16 protein-coding genes and 8 pseudogenes are annotated in these 26046 nt (G+C 64.4%); 14 read left to right on the top strand and 10 right to left on the bottom strand.

The features are described from left to right. Positions 1 to 96: 96 nt before the first annotated feature. From AC3WRI_RS15790 to AC3WRI_RS15780, 3 genes are all read right to left on the bottom strand, one after another. Entirely contained in the window at positions 97 to 552 is a 456-nt protein-coding gene (locus AC3WRI_RS15790; protein ID WP_011615279.1) for a carboxymuconolactone decarboxylase family protein, read from the bottom strand. Further along, positions 549 to 974, bottom strand: a complete 426-nt coding sequence (locus tag AC3WRI_RS15785) for a cupin domain-containing protein (RefSeq protein WP_011615280.1) — start codon at positions 972 to 974, stop codon at positions 549 to 551. Before AC3WRI_RS15785 ends, AC3WRI_RS15790 begins: the two co-directional genes overlap by 4 nt. 96 nt (positions 975 to 1070) lie before the next feature. Continuing rightward, on the bottom strand, positions 1071 to 1373 hold the full coding sequence (locus AC3WRI_RS15780) for a hypothetical protein (protein WP_492293512.1): 303 nt from the start codon (positions 1371 to 1373) through the stop codon (positions 1071 to 1073). A 254-nt stretch (positions 1374 to 1627) separates the two neighbouring features. On the opposite strand from AC3WRI_RS15780, the gene aceE reads away from it, so the two are divergent. The 3 genes and pseudogenes from aceE (at position 1628) to AC3WRI_RS15765 (ending at position 6283) form a co-directional block, all read left to right on the top strand. Then, positions 1628 to 4324 (top strand): pyruvate dehydrogenase (acetyl-transferring), homodimeric type, encoded by a 2697-nt coding sequence (gene aceE / locus AC3WRI_RS15775; protein ID WP_011615282.1) that lies wholly within the window; start codon positions 1628 to 1630, stop codon positions 4322 to 4324. Continuing rightward, complete coding sequence (locus AC3WRI_RS15770; protein WP_492293511.1) at positions 4236 to 5285, top strand: xanthine dehydrogenase family protein molybdopterin-binding subunit; 1050 nt, start codon at positions 4236 to 4238, stop codon at positions 5283 to 5285. The genes aceE and AC3WRI_RS15770 overlap by 89 nt, the downstream gene beginning before the upstream one ends. Before the next feature lie 45 nt (positions 5286 to 5330). Next, positions 5331 to 6283: pseudogene (locus AC3WRI_RS15765) on the top strand (GlxA family transcriptional regulator). A gap of 280 nt (positions 6284 to 6563) precedes the next feature. Here the strand turns inward: AC3WRI_RS15765 and AC3WRI_RS15760 are convergent. Further along, positions 6564 to 7362: pseudogene (locus AC3WRI_RS15760) on the bottom strand (SDR family NAD(P)-dependent oxidoreductase). Positions 7363 to 7691: 329 nt separating this feature from the next. On the opposite strand from AC3WRI_RS15760, the gene AC3WRI_RS15755 reads away from it, so the two are divergent. The 3 genes and pseudogenes from AC3WRI_RS15755 to AC3WRI_RS15745 form a co-directional block, all read left to right on the top strand. Then, positions 7692 to 8306: a response regulator gene (locus AC3WRI_RS15755; RefSeq protein ID WP_011615284.1), complete on the top strand. Its 615-nt coding sequence runs from the start codon at positions 7692 to 7694 to the stop codon at positions 8304 to 8306. Continuing rightward, positions 8303 to 9604 carry a sensor histidine kinase gene (locus AC3WRI_RS15750; RefSeq protein ID WP_011615285.1) on the top strand — a complete coding sequence of 434 codons (1302 nt, stop codon included), beginning with the start codon at positions 8303 to 8305 and terminating at the stop codon, positions 9602 to 9604. The genes AC3WRI_RS15755 and AC3WRI_RS15750 overlap by 4 nt, the downstream gene beginning before the upstream one ends. Before the next feature lie 237 nt (positions 9605 to 9841). Continuing rightward, positions 9842 to 10731: pseudogene (locus AC3WRI_RS15745) on the top strand (FAD-dependent oxidoreductase); the annotation flags it as partial. 31 nt (positions 10732 to 10762) lie between these two features. On the opposite strand, the gene AC3WRI_RS15740 reads toward AC3WRI_RS15745, so the two are convergent. Then, positions 10763 to 12553: a cytochrome c biogenesis protein DipZ gene (locus AC3WRI_RS15740; RefSeq protein WP_492293510.1), complete on the bottom strand. Its 1791-nt coding sequence runs from the start codon at positions 12551 to 12553 to the stop codon at positions 10763 to 10765. 432 nt (positions 12554 to 12985) lie between these two features. Between AC3WRI_RS15740 and AC3WRI_RS15735 the strand changes: the two genes are divergently transcribed. The 3 genes and pseudogenes from AC3WRI_RS15735 to AC3WRI_RS15725 form a co-directional block, all read left to right on the top strand. Next, complete coding sequence (locus AC3WRI_RS15735; protein WP_041687751.1) at positions 12986 to 13279, top strand: hypothetical protein; 294 nt, start codon at positions 12986 to 12988, stop codon at positions 13277 to 13279. Positions 13280 to 13409: 130 nt separating this feature from the next. Beyond that, the gene (locus AC3WRI_RS15730) at positions 13410 to 13952 is read left to right on the top strand and encodes a thioredoxin family protein (RefSeq protein ID WP_136227763.1); all 543 of its coding nucleotides are present in this window, start codon (positions 13410 to 13412) and stop codon (positions 13950 to 13952) included. Positions 13953 to 13969: 17 nt separating this feature from the next. Next, positions 13970 to 14182, top strand: a pseudogene (locus AC3WRI_RS15725) (transposase); the annotation flags it as partial. Here the strand turns inward: AC3WRI_RS15725 and AC3WRI_RS15720 are convergent. The 3 genes and pseudogenes from AC3WRI_RS15720 to AC3WRI_RS15710 form a co-directional block, all read right to left on the bottom strand. Further along, positions 14161 to 14794: pseudogene (locus AC3WRI_RS15720) on the bottom strand (IS110 family RNA-guided transposase); the annotation flags it as partial. The pseudogenes AC3WRI_RS15725 and AC3WRI_RS15720 sit on opposite strands and share 22 nt — an antisense overlap. A gap of 246 nt (positions 14795 to 15040) precedes the next feature. Beyond that, a pseudogene (locus AC3WRI_RS15715) lies at positions 15041 to 15186 on the bottom strand (IS5/IS1182 family transposase); the annotation flags it as partial. A gap of 1043 nt (positions 15187 to 16229) precedes the next feature. Continuing rightward, a complete protein-coding gene (locus tag AC3WRI_RS15710; RefSeq protein ID WP_011615289.1) occupies positions 16230 to 17441 on the bottom strand; it encodes an NAD(P)/FAD-dependent oxidoreductase in 1212 nt (403 codons plus the stop codon). Positions 17442 to 17745: 304 nt separating this feature from the next. On the opposite strand from AC3WRI_RS15710, the pseudogene AC3WRI_RS15705 reads away from it, so the two are divergent. Further along, positions 17746 to 17928, top strand: a pseudogene (locus AC3WRI_RS15705) (cupin domain-containing protein); the annotation flags it as partial. Here the strand turns inward: AC3WRI_RS15705 and AC3WRI_RS15700 are convergent. Further along, positions 17923 to 18169 (bottom strand): annotated as a pseudogene (locus AC3WRI_RS15700) (hypothetical protein); the annotation flags it as partial. The pseudogenes AC3WRI_RS15705 and AC3WRI_RS15700 sit on opposite strands and share 6 nt — an antisense overlap. A 249-nt stretch (positions 18170 to 18418) precedes the next feature. On the opposite strand from AC3WRI_RS15700, the gene AC3WRI_RS15695 reads away from it, so the two are divergent. Continuing rightward, complete coding sequence (locus AC3WRI_RS15695) at positions 18419 to 19630, top strand: NAD(P)/FAD-dependent oxidoreductase (RefSeq protein WP_492293509.1); 1212 nt, start codon at positions 18419 to 18421, stop codon at positions 19628 to 19630. Between the two features lie 77 nt (positions 19631 to 19707). Here the strand turns inward: AC3WRI_RS15695 and AC3WRI_RS15690 are convergent, their stop codons facing one another. Beyond that, positions 19708 to 20457, bottom strand: a complete 750-nt coding sequence (locus AC3WRI_RS15690) for a LysR substrate-binding domain-containing protein (RefSeq protein ID WP_011615291.1) — start codon at positions 20455 to 20457, stop codon at positions 19708 to 19710. Here AC3WRI_RS15690 and AC3WRI_RS15685 point away from each other — a divergent pair. From AC3WRI_RS15685 to AC3WRI_RS15675, 3 genes are all read left to right on the top strand, one after another. Continuing rightward, complete coding sequence (locus AC3WRI_RS15685; RefSeq protein ID WP_011615292.1) at positions 20424 to 21209, top strand: epoxide hydrolase; 786 nt, start codon at positions 20424 to 20426, stop codon at positions 21207 to 21209. The two genes, AC3WRI_RS15690 and AC3WRI_RS15685, sit on opposite strands and share 34 nt — an antisense overlap. A 301-nt stretch (positions 21210 to 21510) precedes the next feature. Continuing rightward, positions 21511 to 22752: an efflux RND transporter periplasmic adaptor subunit gene (locus tag AC3WRI_RS15680; RefSeq protein ID WP_492293508.1), complete on the top strand. Its 1242-nt coding sequence runs from the start codon at positions 21511 to 21513 to the stop codon at positions 22750 to 22752. A 102-nt stretch (positions 22753 to 22854) separates the two neighbouring features. Continuing rightward, positions 22855 to 26046, top strand: coding sequence for an efflux RND transporter permease subunit (locus tag AC3WRI_RS15675; protein ID WP_492293507.1), 3192 nt, complete (start codon positions 22855 to 22857; stop codon positions 26044 to 26046).

Genomic DNA, 26046 nt, shown 5'->3' with positions numbered 1-26046 from the left:
CAATAGCTTGAAAATGGTAGTGAAAGTGGCGTCTCAAAATCTGCGTCGGCGAAGCAGGGCCAGCGAGCTGGCCCTGTCCCGCGACCGACGGCCCGGTCATGCGTCGCCCTGGCCCTCGACTTGCGGCGCACGGCGGAAGCTGATGGCGAGGCGGTTGAATGCATTCATCAGACTGATCGCCATGGTCAGGTCAGCGAGTTCCTTTTCACTGAAGACGGCAGAGGCCGCTCCAAATGCGTCGTCCGGGACATGTGTCTCGGAAACGCGGGTCACGGTCTCGGCCCACGCCAGTGCGGCCTTCTCGCGGTCACTGAAGAGGGCGCCCGCTTCGTGCCAGACCTGCACGAGCGCGAGCTTGCCGACCGACACGCCCCTCTTCACCAGGTCTCGCGTGTGCATGTCAAGGCAGTAGGCGCAGCCGTTGATCTGGCTGACACGCAGGTAGACCAGCTCCACCAGGACATCATCGAGTCCGGACTGCATGACGTAGCCGTAGACACTGCCGAATGCCTTCACGCCACCCGGGGCGGCCTTTGTGTAGTCCAGTCTCATTTCGCGCTCCTTTCGTAAGTGGTCAGGTCCTTTTCGCCGCTGTCCACGATAAACACGGCCAGCAGCTTGGCGGGCTTTGACTTGCTCGCGTTGCGGCTGACGGCATGGTGCGAGCCCGGCTCTTCATGGAAGCTCTCGCCCGCCTTGTAGACCCGTTCCGGCCCGTCATCGACCTTGCTGGCGATGCTGCCCGAGACGACATAGGCATAGATGAATGCCGACTTGGCGTGGTAGTGAGGCAAGGACGAGGCGCCGGGTGCGTAATCCACTTCCAGCGCGATAAGTGACTTACCGGGTATGTTGGGGATGGCCCGGGAGAAGTTCTCCTTGACCGTGTCACCGGTTCCATGTGCGGCTGCGGCGACGGGAAATGCCATCACGGTGGCGGCGAGAAAGGGCAAAAGAAGGTGTTGGGCTTTCATGTCTGTTTCCTTGGCAAAACGCGTGAAGCGGGTAGTGTGGATGCCGGTCTGCGGCTTTCAGTCCCGGGACGCCTTTCCGTTATGGGAGGCACAGCCTCAGGCGAGCCGAGGCAGCGATTTGTTGGGCGGCCCCGAAGCCTTGCTGGCTTCATCCCCCGCGCCGGTCTCGCCGGCGCGGCTTGGCGTAGCGGAAACGCCGCTCAGGTCCTGGCCGGCGATCAGCGTATCGCGGAGGCTGCGGGTGTGACCCGGTTGCGTCGATACGCCTTTCAGGTCGTGGCCGGCAGTCATGGGGCGGCTGGTCGCCCAGGCCAGGTCGGAAGCGGATGCCCATGCGGTCACGCCGGCGGACAGGATCGCGGTGGCGCCAAGTGCGCTGATCCAGTGGATCGGTTTCATAGTGAACTCCGGTTGCTTTAACTACGATCATTATAGTCGTAGTAACGATAGTCGATCGTCCATCGAAGTGCAAGCGAGCACATGGACTGCGCCGAGACAAGCATCGGGAAAAGATCTTGCAGCTCTGTTTCCCGTCAAGTGCCAGACATGAACAGCCCATGGTTTGCCCTGAAGTCTCCGCGATAACTAAGACTTGTAAAGTCGTAGTTATCGCCTATGCTGGTTTTCACCGAATTCCTTAACGGAGACTTGCCGTGACCGCCACGCAACATGACGAAATCGCATTGACAATTGATCCACGGGACGACGACCCTCAGGAGACAGCCGAATGGCTGGAAGCCCTGGAGGGCGTCCTCGGCAACGTCGGGCCGGCACGTGCGCACTATCTCATCGAGCGGCAGATTGCCCATGCGCGGCTGCGCGGGCAATTGCAGCCGCACTCTGGCGGCACGCCTTACGTCAATACCATTGCCGTCGACCAGCAACCACGCATGCCAGGCGACCGCGAGATTGAGCGACGCATTCGCTCCTATACCCGGTGGAATGCCATGGCGATGGTGGTGCGGGCCGGCAAGACTTCGAATGTCGGCGGGCATATCGCCTCGTTTGCCTCCGCGGCCACGCTCTATGACGTGGGCTTCAGCCATTTCTGGCGCGCGCCCACAGCGGATCACGGCGGCGACCTTGTCTTCGTGCAAGGCCACGTGGCGCCCGGCATCTACGCGCGCGCGTTCCTGCTCGGCCGGCTGGATGCCAAGCAACTCGACAACTACCGGCGCGAAGTCGGCGGGGAAGGGCTGTCCTCCTACCCCCACCCGTGGCTGATGCCCGATTTCTGGCAGTTTCCCACCGTTTCGATGGGGCTCGGCCCGTTGATGGCGATCTACCAGACCCGTTTCATGAAGTACCTGCAGGCGCGCGGCATCGCGAAGACCGATGACCGGAAGGTATGGGTATTCCTTGGCGACGGCGAAATGGACGAGCCCGAGTCCCTGGGCGCGATCGGCATGGCGGCCAGGGAGCGCCTGGGCAACCTTGTGTTCGTCGTCAACGCCAATCTTCAGCGCCTGGACGGGCCGGTGCGCGGCAACGGCAAGATCGTGCAGGAACTGGAAAGCATCTTCCTGGGCGCTGGCTGGCGGGTGATCAAGGTGCTATGGGGTGGCCGCTGGGACGACCTGTTCGCACGCGACAAGAGTGGGGCGCTGGCACGGCGCATGATGGAGGTCGTCGACGGCGAATACCAGACCTACCGTTCGAAATCCGGGGCATACCTGCGCGAGCATTTCTTCAATACGCCTGAGCTGAAGGCGCTGGTGGCCGACTACACCGACGATGACCTCTGGAGCCTGGACCGCGGCGGCCACGATCCGGTGAAGGTCTTTACCGCATTCGCTGAGGCCGCGCGCGGCAGCGACGTGCCGACCGTGATCCTGGCCAAGACCATCAAGGGCTATGGCATGGGCGACCAGGGCCAGGCCTCCAACGTCAACCACCAGCAGAAGAAGGTGCAGCGGGAGGCCCTGCTGGCCTTGCGCGACAAGTATGCATTGCCCGTTGCGGATGCGGAAATCGAAGACGTCCCGTATATCAGCTTGCCCGAGGGATCGAAAGAGCTCACCTACATGCGCGGACGCCGCGAGGCGCTGGGCGGCTACCTGCCCGCGCGGCGCCAGAAAGCCGCATCGCTGCCGGCGCCCGCCTTGTCGGCATTCGACGCGCTGCTCAGGGCCACGCCCGAAGGGCGGGGCATGTCGACCACGATGGCCTTCGTTCGCATCCTGGGCACGCTGCTGCGGGACAAGGAACTGGGCCGGCGCATCGTGCCGATCGTACCGGACGAGTCCCGCACGTTTGGCATGGAAGGACTGTTCCGGCAGATCGGCATCTGGAACCAGGACGGCCAGCGCTACACCCCGCAGGATGCCGAGACGCTGACATCCTACAAGGAGTCGACGACCGGCCAATTCCTGCAGGAGGGCATCAATGAAGCGGGGGGCATGGCCGACTGGATCGCTGCCGCGACATCGTACTCCACGCATGGCGAGCCCATGGTGCCGTTCTATATCTTCTACTCCATGTTCGGCTTCCAGCGCGTGGGCGATCTCGCCTGGGCGGCGGCCGATATGCGGGCGCGCGGCTTCCTGCTGGGCGGAATCTCCGGACGGACCACGATCAACGGCGAAGGCCTGCAGCACGAGGATGGACATTCGCTGCTGTGGGCATCGTCGGTGCCGAACTGCATCAGCTATGACCCGTCGTTTGCGTACGAGTTGGCTGTGATCGTACAGGACGGCCTGCGCCGCATGGTGCAGGAGCAGGAAGACGTCTACTACTACATCACCGTCATGAACGAGACCTATGCGCAGCCGGCCATGCCGGCCGGCCCGAGCGTCGCGCAGGATATCCTCAAGGGCATGTACGCCTTCAGCAAGGCAGAATCTGCCGAATCCTGTCCGCGCGTGCAACTGATGGGCGCCGGCACCATCTTCAATGAGGTCATCGCCGCAGCTGCATTGCTGCAGCAGGACTGGGGCGTCGCTGCGGATGTGTGGGGCGTGCCGGGCCTGACGGAACTGGCACGCGACGGCCGTGCGGCCGAACGGCACAACCTGCTGCATCCCGAGGCGCCGCCGCGCGTTCCGCACGTGACCCGGCGGCTGCAGGATGCGCCGGGGCCGGTCATTGTCGCGACCGACTATATCCGTGCGCTCGCGGACCAGATTCGCGCCTATGTGCCGCAGAAATTCGTCGTGCTGGGCACTGACGGGTTCGGCCGCTCCGATACCCGCGCGGCGCTGCGCCACTTCTTCGAGGTGGATCGCCACTGGATCGCGATCGCGGCATTGAAGGCGCTGGCGGATGAGGGGACCATCCCCGGCACTCGCGTCTCGGAAGCGATTCACAAGTACGGGATCGATCCGGAGAAGCCGAACCCGCTGCATGCCTGAACGATGGGCCATCGGGCAGGGCAGCCGCAAGTTCGGCTGGGACCGGCGCGATCCGAGGCCGGGTTCGATGACGGCCGGCACCGAGATCGTCGGCTACGGCATGGCGGTGTGCAACTGGGACGCCTGGCGCTCGCCAGCCGAGGCTCGTGTCCTCCTGCGCAGCGATGGCACCGCCGCGGTGATCTGCGCAATCCAGGACATCGGCACGGGCATGTACACCATCGTTGCGCAAACGGTCAGCGAACTGACCGAGCTGCCATTTGAAAAGATCGATGTCAGGCTGGGCGATTCGGCGTTTCCGGCGGCTCCGGTAGCCGGCGGTTCGTGGGCGACGGCCAGCGTGCTCCCGGCCGTTGCCGAGGCCACGCGCAACGCGATCGGTCAGCTGCGCACGTTCGCGACGCAGAATGGCCGCCTGACCGACGGCAAGCGCGCCGTCGATCATGCCTCGATCCTCAATGCTCAGCGTTTTGCCAGCGCGGAGGGCTTTGCCCGGACCGGCGGCACACCGACCGACAAGCTGTCCTGCACGTCTTTCGGCGCCCACTTCGTTGAGGTGCGCTGGGATCCCGGCATTTCACGGTTGCGCGTCGCCAGGGTCGTGAGCGCGATCGATGTGGGGCGGGTCATCAACCCGGTCACTGCGCGCAACCAGGTGGAAGGCGCGATCGTGATGGGCGTCGGCATGGCTTTGTTCGAAGCCACCGAGTATGACGGACGCGACGGCATGCCGGGCAACAACAACTATGCTGAGTATGCCGTTCCGGTCCATGCAGACCAGCCGGGGATCGACGTGATCCTGCTCAACCATCCCGACCTCGAATTCAATGAATTCGGCGCGTGCGGCATTGGGGAGATCGGGATTACCGGCCTTGCCGCCGCTGTCGCCAATGCGGTATACCACGCCACCGGCAAGAGGATTCGGGATCTCCCCATCACGAAGGAGAAGCTGATGGCGTAAGCGTGTCACGGACGGACACTCTCCGACCGCTCCATGGAGTTCGCTATGCGCCACGTAGCCCTAGCCCTGTATCCAGGCTTCCAGGCATTGAACCTGGCGGTCTCGACGGTGCTGGAATTTGCCAACCGCTCGCTCGCACAGCCGATGTACGAGGTTCACCTCTGTCCGAACATGGCGGGTTGGTGCCGAGTTCAGGGGGGGTTTTCGGTCAGCACCGAGCCGTTCGGCAGGCGCCGCTTCGATACGGTGCTGGTAGTGGGAGATAACGACGTCCTGCCCGCGCCGCCCGCACTGGTGATATTCCTGCGGCGCGCTGCGCGGACCTCGCGGCGCATTGGCGCCACCTGCACCGGCGCCTTCAACCTGGCGGAGGCTGGGCTGCTGGACGGCCGCCGCGCCACTACGCACTGGTACTACGCGGAGCAGTTGCGCCGGCGCTTCCCGGAAGTCGGGGTGGAGGAAGACCGCATCTTCATCATCGACGGCCCGGTCTGGACCTCGGCCGGCATGTCGGCCTGCATCGACCTAGCGCTGGCGCTTGTGGAGAAAGATGCCGGGGGCGCCGTTGCGCGCGATGTCGTCAGGAAGCTCGTCGTGTATCACCGCCGGGCCCGGCGGGCAGTCGCAGTTCTCGGCGCTGCTGGACCTGGAACCGCGCTCTGACCGCATCCGTGCCGCGCTGGACTTTGCGCGGCAGAACCTGCAGCGGGAGCTCTCGGTGGATCAACTTGCCTAAGCGGCGCACCTGAGCCCGCGCCAGTTTGCCCGCGCATTCCGGGATGAGACCGGGCAGACCCCGGCCAAGGCCGTGGAGCACCTGCGCGTGGAAGCGGCCCGGCTGATGATGGAAAGCGGCCGCCACGCCATTGACGTGGTCGCGCGGGATACCGGCTTCGGCGACCGCGAGCGCATGCGGCGGGCATTCCTGCGGGCATTCGGGACAGCCGCCGCAGGCAATCCGGCGCATGGCGCGCGGCGATGCGTTGCAGGTCGCGTAGCCGTCGTATTCCGCGACGTACTGGCGGAAAATGCCGGCCATGCGCGGAAATACCGTTCAGTAAAGGTATCAACCACCACGGTCATTACCGCGAAGGCGGGACAATGCGCACAGCGCATTGGACGTCCAAGGGACTGCCCGAAGGGCGAACGTAGCGAGCAATCCAGCGTCTTTCACGTCCCCTTCGGGGATGAAGTCACTGGGTTCCCGCCTACGCGGGAACGACGGTGGTTCGCTGAACGGCATTAGGCCATGCGCGGACCGTTCAGGTTACCTGGGAACTACCGCGCAACGCCGTACCGGGCCGCGGGCTGGTCGCGCGACAGGCTGGGGCCGAGCGCGGCACGTGCAGCCTCGAACGCTTTCCAGTCGGCTTCGTCAGGCAACGATGGCACGGTAATCACTTCACCCAGGTCGAGCCCGGCCAGCGCGGCATCGACCAGGTCGTCGCCGCTCATCACGATGCCTTGCGGCAGGTTCTCGACCGGCTGGCCCGCAATGTCCCAGAACTCGGTCCGCGTCGCGCCGGGAAGCACGGCCTGCACGCGTACCCCCTTGCCGGCGAGCTCATGCTGCAACGACTGGGTAAAGGCCAGCACGAACGCCTTGGAGCCGCCATAGGCGCCATTCAGGATCTCGGGCGCCACCGCGACGACCGACGCGATATTGATGATGGCGCCTTCGCCGCGCGCCACGAATGCCGGCGCAGCGGCATAGGTCAGGCGAGTCAGAGCCGTGACGTTGAGCTCGATCATCGCCTGCATCTTGTCGACATCCGACACCAGCAACGGTGCCGCGGCGCCAATGCCGGCATTGTTGACCAGCGTAGTGATGCTGGCATCGGTGCGCAGCAGGTCTTCGATGCGCCGGACATCGGCAGGCTGGCCCAGGTCAGCGGTCACGATCTCGACCGAGCGGCCAGTGTCGTCGGCGATCCGGCGGGCCAGCGCCTCGAGCCGGGATCGGTTGCGTGCCACCAGGGTCGTGGCCGCGGCGGGCGAGGCGGTCTGCATAAATGGCGCCGATGCCGGAAGATGCGCCGGTGATGAGGGCGGTGCCGGCGTGGATGTCAGTCGTCATGTCAAAGCTCCTGGTTCTCTGGAGGGAAGTCTCACCGGCTGGCCGGCTGCGTGAGTTCAAGATTAGGTGCGCAAGGTCATGGCGCCAATGTCATAGATACCACCTTTCCTGCCACCACCGCCGAGGGTGCTTTCACGGGAAGGAAGGGGTCCACATGACCCGCGCGCGGTATCCACCGACGATGGCGGTGTCCCGTGAGTAAATAAATATGTATCGGACTGTGGCGTTTGCTGTACCGGATACAGTGCGATACACGGAGAATCGCCGGCACTCATACAATGGCGTCGACGCAGACTGGCGGTTCACCGTACTTTTCCGAGGGGATAGAGATGGATGCACACGTCGACCATATCTTGGTTGTCGATGACGACCGGGAAATCCGGGAGCTGGTATCGACCTATCTGGCCAAGAATGGGCTGCGCGTGACCGTTGCGCAGGATGGCAGGCAAATGTGCGCGATCCTGGAGGCCAATGCCGTCGACCTGATCGTGCTGGACGTGATGATGCCGGGCGATGATGGCCTGATGCTGTGCCGTGAACTGCGGGCCGGCAAGCACAAGACCACCCCGGTCCTGATGCTGACCGCGCGCAGCGACGAGACCGATCGCATCCTCGGCCTTGAAATGGGTGCCGACGACTATCTCCCCAAGCCTTTCGCCGCGCGCGAGCTACTGGCCCACATCATCGTCGCGCTGAGTGGCGCGGAATACCGCTTGCTGCGCGTGTTTGTCGACCATCCGCAGCGCGTGCTCAACCGTGACCAGCTGCTCAGCCTCACGCAGGGCCGCGAAGCGGAAATGTTCGAGCGATCGGTCGACCTGCTGGTCAGCCGGTTGCGCCAGCATCTCAAGGACGATGCGCGCGAGCCCCGCTACATCAAGACCGTGCGCAGCGAGGGCTACGTGTTCTCGATGCCGGTAGCGATCCGGGAGGCGCAGCAGTGAACCTCCGGGCCTTGCCGTGGCCCCGCACGCTGGGCGCGCGGCTATTCCTGATCCTGCTGGCCGGGCTCGTGGTGGCCCATGGCCTGTCGTTCGGCGTGCTGTTTGCGGAGCGCTACATCACCGCGCGCCAGGTTATGCTCGGCACGCTGGAAACCGACGTATCAACGTCGATCGCGATTCTCGACCGCGTGCCGGCGGCGGAGCGGCCGCAGTGGCTGCGGCATGTCAACCGCGGCAACTACCAGTATGTGCTCGGGCCGGGCCTGCCGGGCGTGCCGGAGATGAGCGCGCAGGCCCAGGAGATCGCCGACCGCATTACCGAAGCGAGCGGCGGCCGCTTCCCCGTCAGGGTCGAATCGATCCCGGGGCAGGGCAAACGCTTGCAGGCGCACCTCACCCTCAGCGATGGCAGCCCGCTGACCATCGACGTGCATCCGAAGCCGCCCGCGATCGCGCAATGGCTGCCCTATGTGCTGGTGCTGCAGCTGTTGCTGCTGGTGCTGTGCTGCTGGCTGGCGGTACGGCTGTCGCTGCGCCCGGTGGTGGCGCTGGCCAATGCCGCCGACGCGCTCGACCCGAACGCCGCGAGCGAGCCGCTGGCCGAGACCGGTCCGACTGAACTGGTGCGTGCCGCGCGCGCGTTCAACGCCATGCGCGAGCGCATTGCACGCTTTGTCGAGGAGCGCGTGCAGATCCTGGCGGCAATCTCGCACGACCTGCAGACGCCGATCACGCGCATGAAGCTGCGCGCCGAGATGGCGGAGGATTCCGAAGACAAGCGCAAGCTGGTGCACGACCTTGCCGAGATCGAGACGCTGGTCAAGGAGGGGCTGACCTATGCGCGCGCCATGCATGGCGACGGCGAAAAGGCATCGCGGATCGATATCGGGTCCTTCGTCGAGAGCCTGGTCTACGATTACCAGGACACCGGCAAGGCCGTCACTATCCGGCAGAATACCGGCGGCGCCATCCTGACGCGCCCGCACGCTCTGCGCCGCATCCTGACCAACCTGACTGACAACGCCATCAAGTTCGGCGGGGCGGCGGAACTGAGAGTGCGCCGCGACGGCGCCGCGGTGGTGATCGGCGTGCTTGATCGCGGGCCCGGCATCCCGGCAGAGAAGCTCGAATCCGTGATACAGCCGTTTGTCCGGCTCGAAGCGTCGCGCAACCGTGAGACCGGCGGCACGGGCCTGGGCCTGGCCATCGCGCACCAGCTGGCGCTGGCGATCGGCGGTTCGCTGACGCTGCACAACCGGGAGGGCGGTGGGCTGGAGGCGCAGCTCAGGCTTGGCTGAGGGGACAAGCCTCGCTCAGGGCGCTTGGCCGGCTCATCCTCGCGCGGCCTGATGGTGAAATGCAGGACAGGCCGGGAAAGCCCGTGAAAATTGACGCTGTTCTGTGACATCGCGAAATCCCACGCGGTTGTCTATGCTTGGGCGTGAGCCAGGTACGATTGCTGCCCGATCCCCAGCGCGAATGCGCCGCTGCGCGTGGTGAGTGCAGCGGGCATGGCACAAGCCAGGGAGAGCGCGATGGCCCAGGGATTCGACGCGATCATCATCGGCACCGGACAAGCCGGCCCCGCGCTTGCCGCGCGGCTGTCCGGCTCCGGCATGAAAGTGGCAGTCATCGAGCGCGCGCATTTTGGCGGCACTTGCGTGAACACCGGCCGCATTCCTACCAAGACCCTGATCGCGAGCGCGTATGCGGCCCATCTTGCGCGGCGGGCGGGCGACTATGGCGTGACGATTGGCGGGCCGGTCGCTGTCGACATGAGGCAGGTGAAGGCGCGCAAGGACGACATCGCCGGGCGCTCCGCCAGCGGCGTGGAACAGTGGATGCGCGGCCTGGCCAACGGCACGGTCTACCAGTGGCACGCCCGCTTGGAAAGCGCGCACGGTGTGCGCGTCAATGGCGAACTACTGCAAGCCGATCGCATCTTTATTAACGTCGGCGCCCGGGCCCTCGTTCCGCCGATGCCCGGGCTCGACACGGTGGCGTACCTGACCAATTCGGGCATGATGGACGTGGACTACCTGCCGGAGCATCTGGTCATCATTGGCGGCAGCTACATCGGCCTGGAGTTTGCCCAGATGTACCGGCGCTTTGGCGCAAGGGTCACCGTGGTGGAAAAATGGCCCGCGCCTGATCCAGCGCGAAGACGAAGACGTGTCTGCGGGAGATCCTGGAGCGCGAGGGGGGGGGAATCCGCCTCGATGCCAACTGCCTGACCGCGCGCCGGGCCGGGGAGGGCATCGCCGTCGGGCTCGATTGCGCAACGGGATCGCGCGATGTGCACGGCTCGCACCTGCTGCTGGCGGTGGGGAAAGTGCCCAACACGGAAGACCTGGGACTCGACAAGGCAGGCGTCGAAACCGACGAGCGCGGCAATATCAAGGTGGATGAACAGCTGCGCACCAGCGATAAGTGGAATGCGTGGATGGAAACCGGCGTCAGCCGAAGGTGAAGGCATAGGCCTGCGCACCGGGATCCAGGAAGCGGATCTCGAAGGTGTGCTCGCCCACCTTGCCCGCCTGGCGCACCAGCTGATAGAGCCGCGTCTGCGTGACCGCACCGTTGCCGGCGGCATCGATGTCGGCGCCATGGCTGTCGCCAGGGGGCTTGCCGTCGATCGTCACCAGGAAGCGCACCGCTCGGCCGTCGGGCGCCGGGCCCAGTACCAGGTGCAGGTCGCGTGCATGGAAACGATGGACGATGCTGCCATCGGCCTTGTCGAGGGCAGCCCGCTCGGCGCCTACGGTCCATTGACCGGCCAGGCCCCACTGATTGAGCCGGAGCTTGCCGACGCTGTACCGCTGTGGAGCATCCTGCCGCATGCCGCCCGGCGAGGCGAAGTTGGCCGCCTGCAGATAGCCGAGGTAGGTTTCGCCGGAGCGGAGGTTGGACAGGTCCGGTGCCGCCTGAGCGCCTTCCGCAAGCGGGGCGACGACATCGCGCGCCGTGGACGGACGGCCGGCTTCCGCCAGCAGCGCCTGGATCACGCGTTCCGAGTTGGCGTAGTCACCTTCGCCGAACTGGTGGTGGCGGATATTGCCGTGGGCATCGACAAAATACGCAGCGGGCCAGTAGCTGTTCTGGAAGGCGCGCCAGATGCGGTAGTTGCTGTCGACGGCTACCGGGAAGCCGATGCGGAAGTTCGCGACTGCGCGCTGCACGTTGTCCGGTGACTTCTCGAAAGCGAACTCGGGCGTGTGCACGCCGATCACCGTCAGGCCCTGCTCCTTGTACTTGTCCGCCCACGCGCGCAAATAGGGCAGGGTGCGGATGCAGTTGATGCAGGAGTATGTCCAGAAGTAGACCAGCGTGACTTTGCCCCGCAGGTGATCGCGCGTGAGCGGTGCCGAGTTGATCCATTGCACGGCGCCATCGAGTGCCGGCATGCGGCCCTCCACCGGCAGGCGGTTCGGCATGGCCACCGGCATGTCATTCGCGGCCAGCAGCATGCCGGTGCCGGGCTGTGCCGCCGCATGCGCGGCCTGGGGCGCAGGGCGCGCCTTGTGCAGCACGTCGACCAGCGCCTGCTCGATCCGCACCGGCCCGCTCGCGGACAGGCGAGCCAGCAGGCCGGTGTCGGCGCCCAGCCCGATGGCAAGCACGCCGCCAAGCACGCCGGCGCCCAGCCCCCGGCGCACCCATTCACTGGCACCCATCGACCGCTTCATGGCTGCAAACATGTGTGCGCCGATGCCGAGCGCGGCCGCCAGCGAGGTCGCTGCGCCCGCGGCATAGGCGGCGAGCGCCAGGGAGGTCGAGACGCTCGCGCCCTGCAGCGCCGCAGCAGTCAGCACTATGCCGAGGATCGGCCCCGCGCAGGGTGCCCATAGCATCCCGGTGGCGATGCCGAGCAGCAGCGATCCCCATGGCGAAGGTGACGCTGCCTGGGTCGAGGCGGCAGGGTTGCCGGTCAGGCGGTTGCCAAGCGCCACCAGGGGCCGCGCCAGCGTATCCGCCACCTGTGGCAGGAGCAGGGAGAGCCCGAACAGTGCCAGCAGCGCCAGGGCGGCCAGGCGCCCGTAGGCGTTGGCCTGCACAGCCCAGGCGCCGCCGGCCGACGCCAGCGTGGCGACGGCGGCAAAAGTCAGCGCCATGCCGGCCAGCATCGGCAGCTTGCCGCGCAGGAACGGCTGGCCGGTGCGGCTTAGCACAAAAGGCAGGACCGGCAGGATGCAGGGGCTCAGGATGGTCAGTATCCCTCCGAGGTAGGCGAGTATCAGCAGGCTCATGATCAGTGTTTTCTCACAGGGCTTGGCTTCCCCGTATCAGACACCGTCCGCGTAGCCGGATTGTGTCGTGGATCGGCGCCTGTGTACCGGATTGTCAAGCCTGTGCCGCCAGATACATTGCCATACAAAAGCCTGCCGCGGCACGCACAGGGCCGGGCAAAAGCGGCCCGCCCGGTCTTTGCAGAACTTCGAGAGCGTCGCGCGTCGTATTGGCCCGCTCTCGCTGCGCGGGACGGTCCGGGCGACGTACCGACTTTGTACGCCTTTGTATCAAGACGACCTTCCGACACGTCCGGCGACAAAAGTGCCGTCCACCCGCTAAGGGCCAGATACATCGGTCGCCTTCAATGCAATCCGTGGCACGGCGGCGAAATGCAAGGCAAGCAATCCCGGTGGGCCGCAACCCCGATGACCATTTACTGGGAGCTGATCATGACTGCCAACACTGCAAATACTGTCAATACTGCCAAGAGTTTTGTCTTCGCCATCGCCCTGCTGGCCGCCGCCGCTGGCGCGCAGGCCGCGTCGTCCGGCTTCGGTGCGCGCGACCCGTACACCGACGGCGCCCGCTCGGTGCAGTTGCCGCGCAGCCCGTACAGCGACGGCGCCCGCTATGTCGATCCGTTCGCGGACGGCGCGCGTTCGCTGGCCGGCATGGATCGCACCGGCGTATCGGCAGAGCCGTCGCGCAGCGTCGACCCGTACCTGGACGGTGCCCACGCCTGACGCTATGCAACCTGGGTGGCCAGGGCCGCGTAAGGTGCTGACCGCGCCGATCCCTCGCTCCGGCCGAGGCCAGGGCGGACGGGCCCCCAGGGGTATCCGCTTCCATCACAATTCTGCACGGGCCAGCATCATGCGCACGAAGTTATACCGCCTCGTACCGATAGGGCTGCTGATCGCGGCAGTCGGCATTGCCGTTTTCGGCCAGCGAGGCCTCGCCCCGACCGTTGGCGATCAGGGCCGCGCGCCCGAGTTCACGGGGATCCATCAGTGGCTGAACTCGCCGCCGCTGTCCATGGAGGGCCTGCGCGGTAAAGTCGTGCTGGTCGACTTCTGGACCTATGCCTGCGGCAACTGCATCAACACGCTGCCATACGTGAAGCAGTGGCACGACAAGTACAAGGATCAGGGCCTGGTCGTGGTGGGCGTCCACACGCCAGAATTCCCGTTCGAGAAATCGACCGCCAACGTGCAGGCGGCGATCAGGCGCTTCGATATCCGCTATCCGGTCGCCCAGGACAATGCCTATGCGACCTGGTCGGCCTTTAGCAACCAGTACTGGCCCGCCCTCTACCTGATCGATGCCAATGGCCGCATCGTGTACAAACACTATGGCGAGGGCAGCTACGCCGAAACCGAGGACACCATCCGCAAGCTGCTAGCGCAACGCAAGTAGGCGCCTCGCGCGCAGAGATTCCCGGGATCGGCCCGATCACGGCCAGTGCCCTTGTTGCTTCGATCGGGGATGGCAAGTGCTTCAGCAACGCTCGGCAATTGGCGGCATGGCTAGGCTTGGTGCCGAGGCAGCATTCGAGCGGAGGCAAACCGTTGCTGCTCGGCATTACCAAGCGCGGTGACACGTACTTGCGCACGCTGATGGTCCACGGAGCACGAGCCAACCTCCGGCTGGCGTCATTCGCGTGATGCCAAGCCTTGATCTGCATCTCGAGCTCTTCGACCTGTCGATCGAGTTCCTTTAGATGATCGATCAAGCGCTGTACCAACAAACGGAACGAGCCTGGCAGTTCATTTGTGGCGTCTTCGATGAGCTGCGGCACATGTTGGGCAATGCTCGTGATACCCCGTGGGATCACGAGACTGAATTCCCCGAGCAGCCCGCGGATCTGATTCGCCTGCGCAGTGCGGGCCCGCACGAACCCCTGACGGGCGCGGTGTAGCGCAAGAATCGCTTGCTGGTCGACGTTCTTGATGGGCACGAACCGCATATTCGGCCGCGCCACGGCTTCGCAAATCGCTTCCGCATCGGCCATGTCGTTCTTATTCGTCTTCACATAGGGCTTGACGAACTGGGGAGCCATGAGCCGCACCGTGTGGCCGAGCGCCTGCAGCTTGCGTGCCCAGAAGTGGGCCCCACCGCAGGCTTCCATGCCAACCAGACTCGGCGGAAGGGTTTGCAAAGAACGTCGCCATCTGATGTCGCTTTAGCTGCTTCTTCGATACGGACTTGCCGTGCTCGTTCACGCCGTGGACCTGGAAGATATTCTTGGCGAGGTCAATGCCCTATGTAGTAACGCTCATGGTGACGCCTCCTTCGATGATGGTTGTGCTTCGACGCACTTACCACTTTGGCACATCGATGCCGTTTCGGACGGGGGCGTCCATTCCATTACCACCCGGCATGCGGGTCCGCACCGGGCGGTTCGAGAGGTTGAGATAAAGTGAGGGGGCAGGCCCAGTTGGTCGAAGAAGGGCGTTGTTGCAAAAGTCGGATCTGAAGGCGTGGGTATCTCCGTGAACACCAAGTCAGCCAACGCGCACGGATTGCGGGCGAGCGAGGGCCGCCATGCGGTTGAGCACATCTACACGGATGGCCCCTCCGTGGCCTGGGAGCCGGTCTCGCGCGCCCACAGGCAAGGACCAGTGAGTGTCTTGAGTCGGTACATCAGGTTCGAGAAGCTGCCCGCAACGAGACAGGTAGTCCTACATGTGCGTTGGCAGGGCGGTACCTGTACCGACACCACCGTGACTTTGCCCAAGCCGGTCACCGACGCGATGCGCTATCCCACTGCGACCGTCGAGCACGTACGCAGGCTGTCGCAACATCTGTCCGACCCACAAATCGTTGCGCACCTCAATCAGGAAGGCCGGCGCAGCCCAACTGGCAAATCGTTCACGCTCTCCATGGTCAAGTGGATCCGCGACCGGTACGGGATTGCGCCGACCAGCCTCCAGTGGCCTGACGAACTCACGGTACAACAACTCGCTCACCGACTGGGCATCAGTCCACACGTCGTGTATTACTGGATTGAGCGCCAGGTGGTCCACGCTCGTAAGCTCGACGGGCGGGGCCATGGTGGATCACCCTGGATACTACCCAGGTTATCTCGCGTCAGCGCCGCTGCAAGCGGCGCCGACCCTGTGCTCTCTGGTTCGCGTCGCAGGCCGCAGGCTTCGTCGCAAGCGAGTTCCCGGCCGGTTTCACCGTCCGTTTCCTTCGCTCGCCCCGCTCGCGCGGGCTTCTGACGCGATGCCTGCTGCATCGACACGGCTTCGAACACTCCCTTTCGCTCGGTCCTTCATCGGCGGTCTTGAGCCCTACCCCTCCGACTACTTCGACCTCTGCCGACTTCTCGCTCCGGCTCGACGCCGTTGCCCGTTCAGGCATGAGGCGAGATCTCCCCAGGTAAGAACGTACTCCTTCACTGCACAACCGCCGGATATACGCCGCCTCCCCTTGATCGCGAGAACTTCGCGAAGCTTTGCCCGCTCGTTCTGGTCGGCACCGCCTTCTATCCGGTTCGTGTTCCTCGGCTCGCAGCTTCGCTCGCGCTCCTCCCCACGATCGGTCACCCTTTCGCAGTTGCGCTTCGCTTCGTCCGCTGTGATCAACTTACGGTGGGACTTACACCCACGAGAGTGCGCCCATGCTGGGCGTACAAAGGCAGAGAGGGCGATCCCGCGGATCGCCCCCTTGCCTTTTTGCCTCGCGCCCTCAGGCCACGACGATGAACCGTGGGTCAGCCAAGGCAAGCGCTTCTTCACGATTCGCGCTCGGAGGATAGATCCACTCGGTATTGATCCGCGTCTTCAGCGCCTTGGCGACGCCGCCCGTCATCTTCACCTGGCGGTTCCAGCCTTCCGTGTAGACAGCGCCCCAGGGCCCCAGGTCCAGGCAGGTCACGTACTTCGGCTGGCTGTAAGGGATTGGCGCCGCGCCCACCAGGTCTGCTGCCACGTTGTGGCCGGCCGAGCGGCCCAGATTCATGGCGTGCTGGCAAGACATGGTGGCGAAGTTGCCTTCGTCATCGGTCGCGGCATAGGCGCAGTCGCCGGTGGCGAACACCGCCTCGACCCCCTTGACCTTCAGGTTGCGGTCAACATGCAGCCGGCCAAAGTTGTCCCGCTCTGCCGGAATCTGTGCGGTGAGTTCGTTGGCCCGGGCGCCCGCCGTCCAGATCACGGTGTCTGCCTCGATGCGCTCCCCATTCTCGAGCATGACGCCTTTCGCATCGACAGCCGCGACACCCGAGCCGAGCTTCCATGTCACCCCAAGCTCGGCCAGCGCCTGCGTGATGACCGGCCGCGGACCCTCGCCCAGGTCAGGGCCGATCGCGGCATTTCGCTCGACCATGATCACGCTCACGGCAGCGTCCTCGCCCAGGACTTCGCGGAGGCGAGCCGGCATTTCGGCAGCCGTCTCGATACCGGTAAAGCCGGCACCCGCGATTACCACCGTATTGCGGCCGGCGCTCTCCCGGCGGTCGGCCAGTCCATGGATATGGGCTTCAAGCTCCGCGGCGTCAGCGACCTGGTCGACATTGAAGGCATGCTGGTCCAGCCCTGGGATCTGCGGCCGGAACAGGCGGCTTCCTGCAGCAAGCACCAGACGGTCATAGCTGATGCGCTGGCGCGGCGTATCAGCGCCAACGCCCGCAACGCTCACCGTCTGGTTTGCGACATCGATGTGCTCCACCTTGCCCTGGATGAACCTGACGCCAACGGCCTGGAAGATGTCCTGCAACGGCGCCTTCATCCCGTTCGGATTCTGCTCGTAGAGGCGAGGGCGGATGTGCAGTTCCGGCTTCGGTGCGACAAGGGCGATCTCCACATCGGTGCGCCCAACCTGGTCAAGCAAACGGGCCGAAGCCAGCGCGCTCCACATGCCGGCAAAGCCGGCGCCAATGACAAGAATCCGTTTGGACATCTTTCATACTCCTGAACCAAATCTCAAGTAACAGGCCGACTCCGCCGCGGCGTAGCGCGCCCGATCGAAACAGCGAGCGCTCGTTCGCATCGCTTAACTGCGATCATAGTAGTCGTAGTTAAGCGATGCAAGTTTTTTTTTTACCAACTGCTACCAGCTGACCTGCACGAGTGGCTTGCACTTCAGCGATCAATCCACAATTGTTACTGAGACTACATGAATCGCAGTTAAGCGCCGGCCCACCAGGGACAGAATCTCTGTAACGAGAACCGGCTGGATGCACCCGGGTGCCTGAGGGAACCGGCATGCCTATGTCGTCTCTGGCAGCCTTGCGAGCAAGGTCGACAATGGGCCGGAACGCATCTGCAAGGCGGGCGAGAGCTTCCATGAGGAGCCGGGATCGCACCATGCAGTTAGCCGCAACGCGAGCAAGTCAAAGCCCGCCAAGCTGCTGGCCGTGTTTGTCGTGGACAGCGATGAGGGGTAGTCGTCCTAGGCCCTCGAGCAGCTTGGCGATGTCCTCCAACCGTTCTTCGGCCGTGCGGCGGGTATCGTCAACCAGAGCCTTGATCTTGATCATTTGCTGCCGGTATTCGATCGCCAAGCGCGCTTGCTTCGTCGTGGCCTGCTGTAGGCCTGCCGGGGTCGGAGACGCGCCGCCCGGTTTGGTAGAGCATCGCGTCCGTCAGCTCCAGCAATGTCACACGCAGGAAAAGCACCAGCTCAATATACTACGATTACAATAGTCGTAGTAAAGATAGTCGATACATGATTGAAGTGCAAGGCGCAGGTGAAAAGCGCACGAGATGGCACAAGAGAATGTCGCGACCTTGGCGTCGCGGAAAAATCTTGCCCACCGTAACTACGACTATTACAATCGTAGTTACGGTGGGCGCCGCCTGGCTGATCAGGCTGATACGCCAACTGTGGAGTTCGCCGGTCACGCGAAACCGAGCATTGATTCAGGAGCATGAAGCATGTCGAAACGTATTGTTGTTATTGGTGCCGGCTTCGCCGGCATGTGGAGCGCGCTGGGTTCGGCCCGCCTTCTGGATGAAGTGGGGCGCACTGACGTGGAGATCGTACTGGTCGCGCCGGAGCCCGAGCTGCACGTGCGTCCGCGTCTTTATGAGAAGAACCCAGGCGGCATGAGGGCGCCGCTGCAGGAAATCTTTCAGGCTGTGGGCGTCAGGTTCATCCAGGGCCTGGTCGAACGCATTGATGTGGTAAGCCAGAAAGTGGAACTTGTGGGGCTGGGTGGCGATACGTCGCGCCGTAAGCTCGGCTATGACCGCCTGGTCCTTGCCGCTGGTAGCCGCCTGTTCCGGCCGCAGATTCCGGGTCTCGAGCAGCATTCGTTCAATGTAGACCAGGTGGCTGATGCCGCAGCGCTTGATGCGCATCTCGCCAGCCTGGCGCGTCGTCCCGAAAGCGTAGCGCGCAACACGGTAGTGATCGCCGGTGCCGGCTTCACCGGTATCGAGACCGCAGCGGAAATGCCTGCCCGTCTACGCGAGGTGTTCGGCAAGGACGCTGCCGTGAACGTGATTATGGTTGAGCGCAACAGCGACGTTGGCCCGGATCTGGGTCCCGGCCCGCGTCCGGTGATTACCGAGGCGCTGACTGAGCTCGGTGTGACATGGAAGCTCGGCTCCGGCGTCGCGGCGGTCGATGCGAACGGCGTTACGCTCAAGAACGGTCAGCGCATCGAGACAGACACGGTAATCTGGACCGCCGGCGCGCGCGCCAGTGCGCTGACGTCGCAGATTCCTGCGCAGCGCGACAACTTCGGGCGGCTCCATGTCGATCGCAACCTGAAGGTCAAAGGCATCGATACGGTCTACGCTACTGGTGACGTTGCCTACGCGTCCACCGATGAGGAAGGCAACCACGCCGCGATGTCCTGTCAGCACGCGATGAAGCTGGGCCGGATTGCAGGACATAATGTGGCGGCGGACCTCCTGGGGGCAACGCCGATTCCTTACAGCCAGCCGAAATATGTCACCTGCTTGGATCTCGGGTCGTGGGGGGCTGTATACACCGAAGGCTGGGATCGTCAGGTGAAGCTGGTGGGCGCAGAAGCCAAGGCACTGAAGACGCAGATCAACACCGAGTGGATCTATCCGCCAAGTGCTGACCGTGCCGAGGCGCTGGCTTGGGCCGATCCGCACTATGTGGTAGTGGCCTGACAGCGCTAGCAATCATGAACGAGGGCGATCCTGATGGATCGCCCTCGTTGCTTCAACCACATGCGATGCACGGGCCACTACTCGCCAGGAGATTCGCCGAACAGTTCCTGGGTGATCGCCCGCAGCCAGCGATTGCCCGGGTCGTCATGCTGGCAACGGTGCCAATGCTGCCTGAGATCGAAAGCGGGGATCGGGAACGGTGGCTCAAGGACCTGTACATCCGCGATGCGCGCGAACAGCTCGCCGACCGGCAGCGGCACCGTGACGACCAGATCCGACGATGCGATCACGAGCGGAATGCTGAGGAAATGCGGAGAACGCAGCATCTCGCGGCGTGCGATACCGTGCTGGCGCAGATACGCCTCGACCAGCTCCTGGCTGCGGCTTTCGTTCTGGATCATCGCATGAGGCGGTTCCCGGAACTGTTGCGCCGTCATGCGTCCGCGTGCGACTGGGTGATTCTTGCGCGCCAGGCACACGAAGCCATGCCGGAACAGGCGCTGCTGGAATACGTCCGAACCGCCCAGATCCGGATAGTAGCCAATGGCCAGGTCGATCCTGCCGCGTTCGAGCTGATCCATGATGTCCGTGTGCCGTGCCGACACCGTACGCACGTCCACATGCGGCGCCTCTTTCATGAGCCGGGCCAGCAGGCGCGGCAGGAATGCCGCTTCTCCAACATCAGACAGGGCCAGCGTAAAGGTCCGCCGAGCCTGCGCGGGATCGAAGCGCGGCGCCGTCGCTGACGGACCCGACAGCGCATGGCGGCAGCGCGGACGATGCGTTTCATCTCGTGATTCCGTCGGTTCCCGGCTTCGGCTTCTCACAGAAGCCCACGGACACTGGCTGGCACCCGGGCCGCATCGCCCGCGCGTGGGACGTGCTGATGAAGCGGCTCGGATATGCGCGCTACGTTTCGCAGGGAGGCGACTGGGGCGCAATCATCTCCGACGCTCTTGGCAGTCTGGCGCCTGAAGGGCTGCTTGGCATCCACGTCAACCGCATCGAGCGCGCCACCACGTTGCCACCGGCGATAGCCATGGCGCTGAAAAGCGGGGACCCTGCGCCGTCAATCCTGACCCCTGAAGAAAGGCAAGTGTTCGACGACGCGAGGGATTTTCTCAACCGGGGATTCGGTTACGCGGCCATCATGCAAACGCGGCCGCAAACCATTGCCTTTGGCCTGGCCGATTCGCCAGTGGGGCTGACAGCGTGGATCTATGACAAGCAGGCCGACTGGGTATTCACGCGTGGCGATCCGGAGCGAGCACTCGGCCGTAATGCGATCCTTGACAACATCTCGCTCTCTTGGCTCACAAATACAGGCGAGTCGAGCGGACGGATCTACTGGGAAGCCAGTAGCGCCCCGGCAATGAATTCTCCCATCACCGTTCCGGTGGCAGTGACGGTTTTCCCTGGCGAGGTCTACCGGCCGCCAAAACAGTGGTTGGAGCGAGCCTATCAAAACCTGATCTACTATCGCCGCGTCGAGAAGGGCGGTCACTTTGCCGCCTGGGAGGAGCCAGAGCTATTCAGTGCCGAATTGCGCTCCGGGTTCCGGTCGCTACGCAACGCGTAAGCATCCGCGCAACCTCCGAAGCCGCTTCGCCAGATCCGGCGTGATGGGCTGGACGCGCGCACCGGCCCCGGTCGGCCGCAGAAAGACGACGCGGAGGTTGTCGGCTCAACTTCATACAACGCCCGCGACACGATCTCACCGCTGCACATGCAGGTGGACAACGTTGCTCGATCAAGAAATATCTTGCGACCCATAACTACGACTAATATAATCGTAGTTATGGGTCGCCGATATGCCAAGATGCGCTGCACGGGGGTAAGACTCGACTCTGGAATCTCAAAGATGTATGGAGTGAAGAAAGATGAATCGCAAGTCTCGACACACACTGCTCGCCATTGCCTTCGTGGCAATCCTGGGGGCCGGCGTGGCAGCCTCGGTACTGCGTCCCTGGCACGGCGGGGAAGCACAGGCGACCATGCCGCCGCCGACCCCGGCGGTGGAAGTGGCGGCAGTGGTGGGCCAGACCATCATCACCGAATGGGATGAATTCTCGGGCCGCATCGAGGCTGTGGATCGTGTTGAGATCCGTCCACGTGTGTCCGGCGCGATCGAAACGGTGCATTTCCGCGATGGCTCGATCGTGACGAAGGGCGACCCGCTGTTCACGATCGATCCGCGCTCGTATGCGGCCGAAGTGGCGCGCGCCGAGGCGGTACTGGCAGCGGCGCAGGTACGTGCATCGCATGCACAGACCGAGAAGGCGCGCGCGCAACGCCTGCTCGACGATAACGCGATCTCGCGCCGCGAGTTCGATGAGCGCATCAACGCGGCCAGCGAGACGTCGGCCGACGTCCGTGGTGCGCAGGCGGCGCTGGAGGTGGCGAAGCTGAACCTGGGCTACACGCGCGTCGTTGCACCGGTCACGGGCCGGGTGTCGCGTGCCGAGATCACGGTGGGAAACCTTGTGGCGGCCGGCGCGGCATCGCCGCCGCTGACCACGGTGGTATCGGTCTCGCCGGTGTACGCGAGCTTCGATGTCGACGAGCAGAGCTACCTGCGCTACACGACGCCGGGCGCTGGTGGCGGCAAGGGAGACCTGCCGGTATTCCTGGGCCTGGCCAACGAGGATGGCAATCCGCACAAGGGCCGGATTCATTCGATCGACAACCGGCTCGACACGCGCAGCGGTACGATCCGCGTGCGCGCCGTCTTCGACAATGAGGACCGCCGCCTGCTGCCGGGCCTGTACGCGAAGGTCAAGCTCGGCGGCGGCTCGCCATATCCCGCCGCGCTGGTCAACGATCGCGCCATAGGCACCGACCAGGGCAAGAAGTTCGTGCTCCTGGTGGAAAAGGCCAACAAGCTCGCGTACCGCGAAGTCGAACTGGGGCCGACGTACGAAGGGCTGCGTGTGATCCGCAAGGGTCTGCGACCGGGCGAGAACATCGTCGTGAATGGCCTGACGCGCGCGCGCCCCGGCGACACCGTGACCCCGAAGCCGGTAGCGATGGCCTACCGCAGCGAACTGGAGTCGCGTGGCAGCACGACGGATCGCAAGCAGGCCGCAGCTGACGCGAAGGCCGGAAAGGCCAGGATGAGCTGAGTCCCACCCTCCGCCACAGACCGAACTGGAATTCTCCCCTGAGATTGCACTGGCGTCCGCTCCGGCGGACCGCCAGCGGGGACTGCTTTCGCCGAGACCAAGATGAATTTCTCGAAATTTTTTGTCGACCGCCCGATCTTCGCGGGCGTGCTGTCGGTGCTGATCTTCCTGATCGGCGCCATCTCGATGTTCAATTTGCCGGTCTCGGAGTACCCGGAAGTGGTGCCGCCGTCAGTGGTGGTGCGCGCGCAGTTCCCGGGCGCCAACCCTAAGGTGATCGCCGAAACCGTGGCCACGCCGCTGGAAGAGCAGATCAACGGCGTCGAGGACATGCTCTACATGAACTCGCAGGCGAATACCGACGGCACGCTGACGCTGACGGTGACCTTCAAGCTGGGCACCGATCCGGACAAGGCCCAGCAGCTCGTGCAGAACCGTGTCTCGCAGGCCGAGCCGCGCCTGCCGGAAGATGTGCGCCGCCTGGGCATCACCACGGTCAAGAGTTCGCCCGACCTGACCATGGTGGTGCACCTGGTCTCGCCCAACGACCGCTATGACACGACCTATCTGCGCAACTACGCGCTGATCAACGTGAAGGACCGCATCGCGCGGATCCAGGGCGTCGGCCAGGTGCGGTTGTTCGGCGCGGGTGACTACTCGATGCGAGTGTGGCTGAATCCGGAGAAGATCGCCGAGCGCGGGCTCGCCGCGTCGGACGTGGTGCGCGCCATCCGCGAGCAGAACGTGCAGGTGGCGGCAGGCGTGCTCGGCCAGTCGCCGACGCTGCCGGGCACCGACCTGCAGCTGTCGGTGAACGCGCAGGGCCGGCTGCAGACCGTGGAAGAGTTCGGCGACATCATCGCCAAGACCTCGCCTGACGGTGTGGTCACGTACCTGAAGGACATTGCGCGCATCGAACTGGGTGCTTCGGAATACGCGCTGCGTTCGCAGCTGGACAACAAGTCCGCCCTGTCACTGCTGATCTTCCAGTCACCGGGGGCGAACGCGATCGAGATCTCGAACGAGGTGCGCAAGACCATGGCCGAGCTGAAGCAGAACATGCCGGAAGGCGTGGCCTACAGCATCGTCTATGACCCCACGCAGTTCGTGCGCCACAGCATCGAGGCGGTGGTCCACACGCTGTTCGAGGCGATCGTGCTGGTGGTGCTGGTGGTGATCCTGTTCCTGCAGACGTGGCGCGCGTCGATCATCCCGCTGCTGGCGGTGCCGGTGTCGATTGTCGGTACCTTCGGGCTGATGCATGCGTTCGGCTTCTCGATCAATGCGCTGTCGCTATTTGGGCTGGTGCTGGCCATCGGTATCGTGGTCGACGATGCCATCGTGGTGGTCGAGAACGTCGAGCGGAACATCGAAGAGGGGCTGACGCCGAAGGAGGCCACCTACAAGGCCATGCGCGAAGTCAGCGGCCCCATCATCGCCATCGCGCTGACGCTGATCGCCGTGTTCGTGCCGCTGGCCTTCATGACGGGCCTGACCGGCCAGTTCTACAAGCAGTTCGCGCTGACCATCTCGATCTCGACCATCATCTCGGCCTTCAACTCGCTGACGCTGTCTCCCGCGCTGTCGGCCCTGCTGCTCAAGAGCCATGACGCGCCCAAGGACTGGCTGACGCGTGGCATGGACAAGGTCCTCGGCAAGTTCTTCGTCCGCTTCAACCGCTTCTTCGGCCGCAGCTCCGAAAGCTATGGCCGTGGCGTGAAGGGTGTGATCCGCCGCAAGGGCTCGGTATTTGGCGTCTACGCCGTGATGCTGGTGGCCGCCTGGGGCGTGTTCCAGCTCGTGCCGAAGGGCTTCGTGCCGGCGCAGGACAAGCAGTACCTGGTGAGCTTTGCCAAGCTGCCCGACGGCGCTACGTTGGATCGCACCGAGGACGTGACGCGCCGCATGTCGGAGATCGCGCTCAAGCATCCGGGCGTGGAATCGGCCGTTGCCTACCCGGGCCTGTCGATCAACGGCTTCACCAACAGCCCGAGCGCCGGCATCGTCTTTGTCACGCTTGACCCGTTCGAGAAGCGCAAGAGCAAGGAGCTGTCGGGCAAGGCCATTGCCGCGGACCTGAACAAGGAGTATGGCGCGATCCAGGACGCGTTCATTGCCGTGTTCCCGCCGCCGCCGGTGCAGGGCCTGGGCACGATCGGCGGTTTCAAGCTGATGATCGAGGACCGCGCCGCACTGGGCTATGACGCCCTGTTCGACGCCACCAACTCGTTCATGACCAAGGCGCGCGCCACGCCTGAGCTTGCCGGCATCTTCAGCAACTACCAGGTGAACGTGCCGCAGCTTGATGTGCAGCTCGACCGTACCAAGGCCAAGCAGCTCGGCGTGCCGGTGACCGATGTGTTCGATACGCTGCAGACCTACCTGGGTTCGGCCTACGTCAACGACTTCAACAAGTTTGGCCGTACCTACCAGGTCAAGGTGCAGGCAGATGCGCAGTACCGCCAGCATGCCGAGGATATCCTGCAGCTGAAGGCGCGCAGCGCCAGCGGCGAGATGGTGCCGCTGTCGTCGCTGGTGCAGGTCAAGCAAGGCTTTGGCCCGGACAGCGTGATCCGCTACAACGGCTTCACTGCCGCCGACCTGAATGGCGGCCCGGCGCTGGGCTTCTCGTCGGGCCAGGCGCAGGCTGCCGCCGAGCGCATCGCTGCCGAAACCCTGCCGAAGGGCATCGGCTTCGAATGGACCGAGCTGACCTACCAGGACATCCTGGCCGGCAACGCGGGTGTGTGGATCTTCCCGCTGTGCGTGCTGCTGGTGTTCCTGGTGCTGGCTGCCCAGTATGAGAGCCTGACGCTGCCGCTGGCCGTGATCCTGATCGTGCCGACGAGCCTGCTGGCTGCCATGACGGGCGTATGGCTGACGCAAGGGGACAACAACATCTTCACGCAGATCGGCTTCATCGTGCTGGTGGGGCTATCGGCCAAGAACGCGATCCTGATCGTCGAGTTCGCGCGCGAGCTGGAGCATCACGGCCGCACCGTGGTCGAGGCCGCGATCGAGGCCAGCCGCCTGCGCTTGCGTCCGATCCTGATGACCTCGTTCGCCTTCATCATGGGCGTGGTGCCGTTGGTGGTGTCGAGCGGCGCCGGCGCGGAAATGCGCCAGGCCATGGGGGTGGCGGTGTTCGCGGGGATGCTCGGCGTGACCTTCTTCGGACTGTTCCTGACGCCGGTGTTCTATGTGGCGTTGCGCCTGCTGGCCACGCGCGGCCAGCGCCGCGCGGCGGTGTCGACGGATGCAAAGGTCGCGCACGCCGTGGCGTCCGCAGAGTAA

The organism is Cupriavidus sp. FW305-27 (assembly GCF_058787995.1).
Note: the sequence above shows the minus strand (reverse complement) of the source record. Positions and strands in the feature narration are given on the sequence as shown.

What these genes read in the sequence shown, in the direction of transcription:
- AC3WRI_RS15790 (WP_011615279.1), bottom strand. Translation starts at nt 552, where the DNA reads ATGAGACTGGACTACACAAAGGCCGCCCCGGGTGGCGTGAAGGCATTC.
- AC3WRI_RS15785 (WP_011615280.1), bottom strand. Translation starts at nt 974, where the DNA reads ATGAAAGCCCAACACCTTCTTTTGCCCTTTCTCGCCGCCACCGTGATG.
- AC3WRI_RS15780 (WP_492293512.1), bottom strand. Translation starts at nt 1,373, where the DNA reads ATGAAACCGATCCACTGGATCAGCGCACTTGGCGCCACCGCGATCCTG.
- AC3WRI_RS15770 (WP_492293511.1), top strand. Translation starts at nt 4,236, where the DNA reads ATGAGGGGACCATCCCCGGCACTCGCGTCTCGGAAGCGATTCACAAGT.
- AC3WRI_RS15755 (WP_011615284.1), top strand. Translation starts at nt 7,692, where the DNA reads ATGGATGCACACGTCGACCATATCTTGGTTGTCGATGACGACCGGGAA.
- AC3WRI_RS15740 (WP_492293510.1), bottom strand. Translation starts at nt 12,553, where the DNA reads ATGAGCCTGCTGATACTCGCCTACCTCGGAGGGATACTGACCATCCTG.
- AC3WRI_RS15735 (WP_041687751.1), top strand. Translation starts at nt 12,986, where the DNA reads ATGACTGCCAACACTGCAAATACTGTCAATACTGCCAAGAGTTTTGTC.
- AC3WRI_RS15730 (WP_136227763.1), top strand. Translation starts at nt 13,410, where the DNA reads ATGCGCACGAAGTTATACCGCCTCGTACCGATAGGGCTGCTGATCGCG.
- AC3WRI_RS15710 (WP_011615289.1), bottom strand. Translation starts at nt 17,441, where the DNA reads ATGTCCAAACGGATTCTTGTCATTGGCGCCGGCTTTGCCGGCATGTGG.
- AC3WRI_RS15695 (WP_492293509.1), top strand. Translation starts at nt 18,419, where the DNA reads ATGTCGAAACGTATTGTTGTTATTGGTGCCGGCTTCGCCGGCATGTGG.
- AC3WRI_RS15680 (WP_492293508.1), top strand. Translation starts at nt 21,511, where the DNA reads ATGAATCGCAAGTCTCGACACACACTGCTCGCCATTGCCTTCGTGGCA.
- AC3WRI_RS15675 (WP_492293507.1), top strand. Translation starts at nt 22,855, where the DNA reads ATGAATTTCTCGAAATTTTTTGTCGACCGCCCGATCTTCGCGGGCGTG.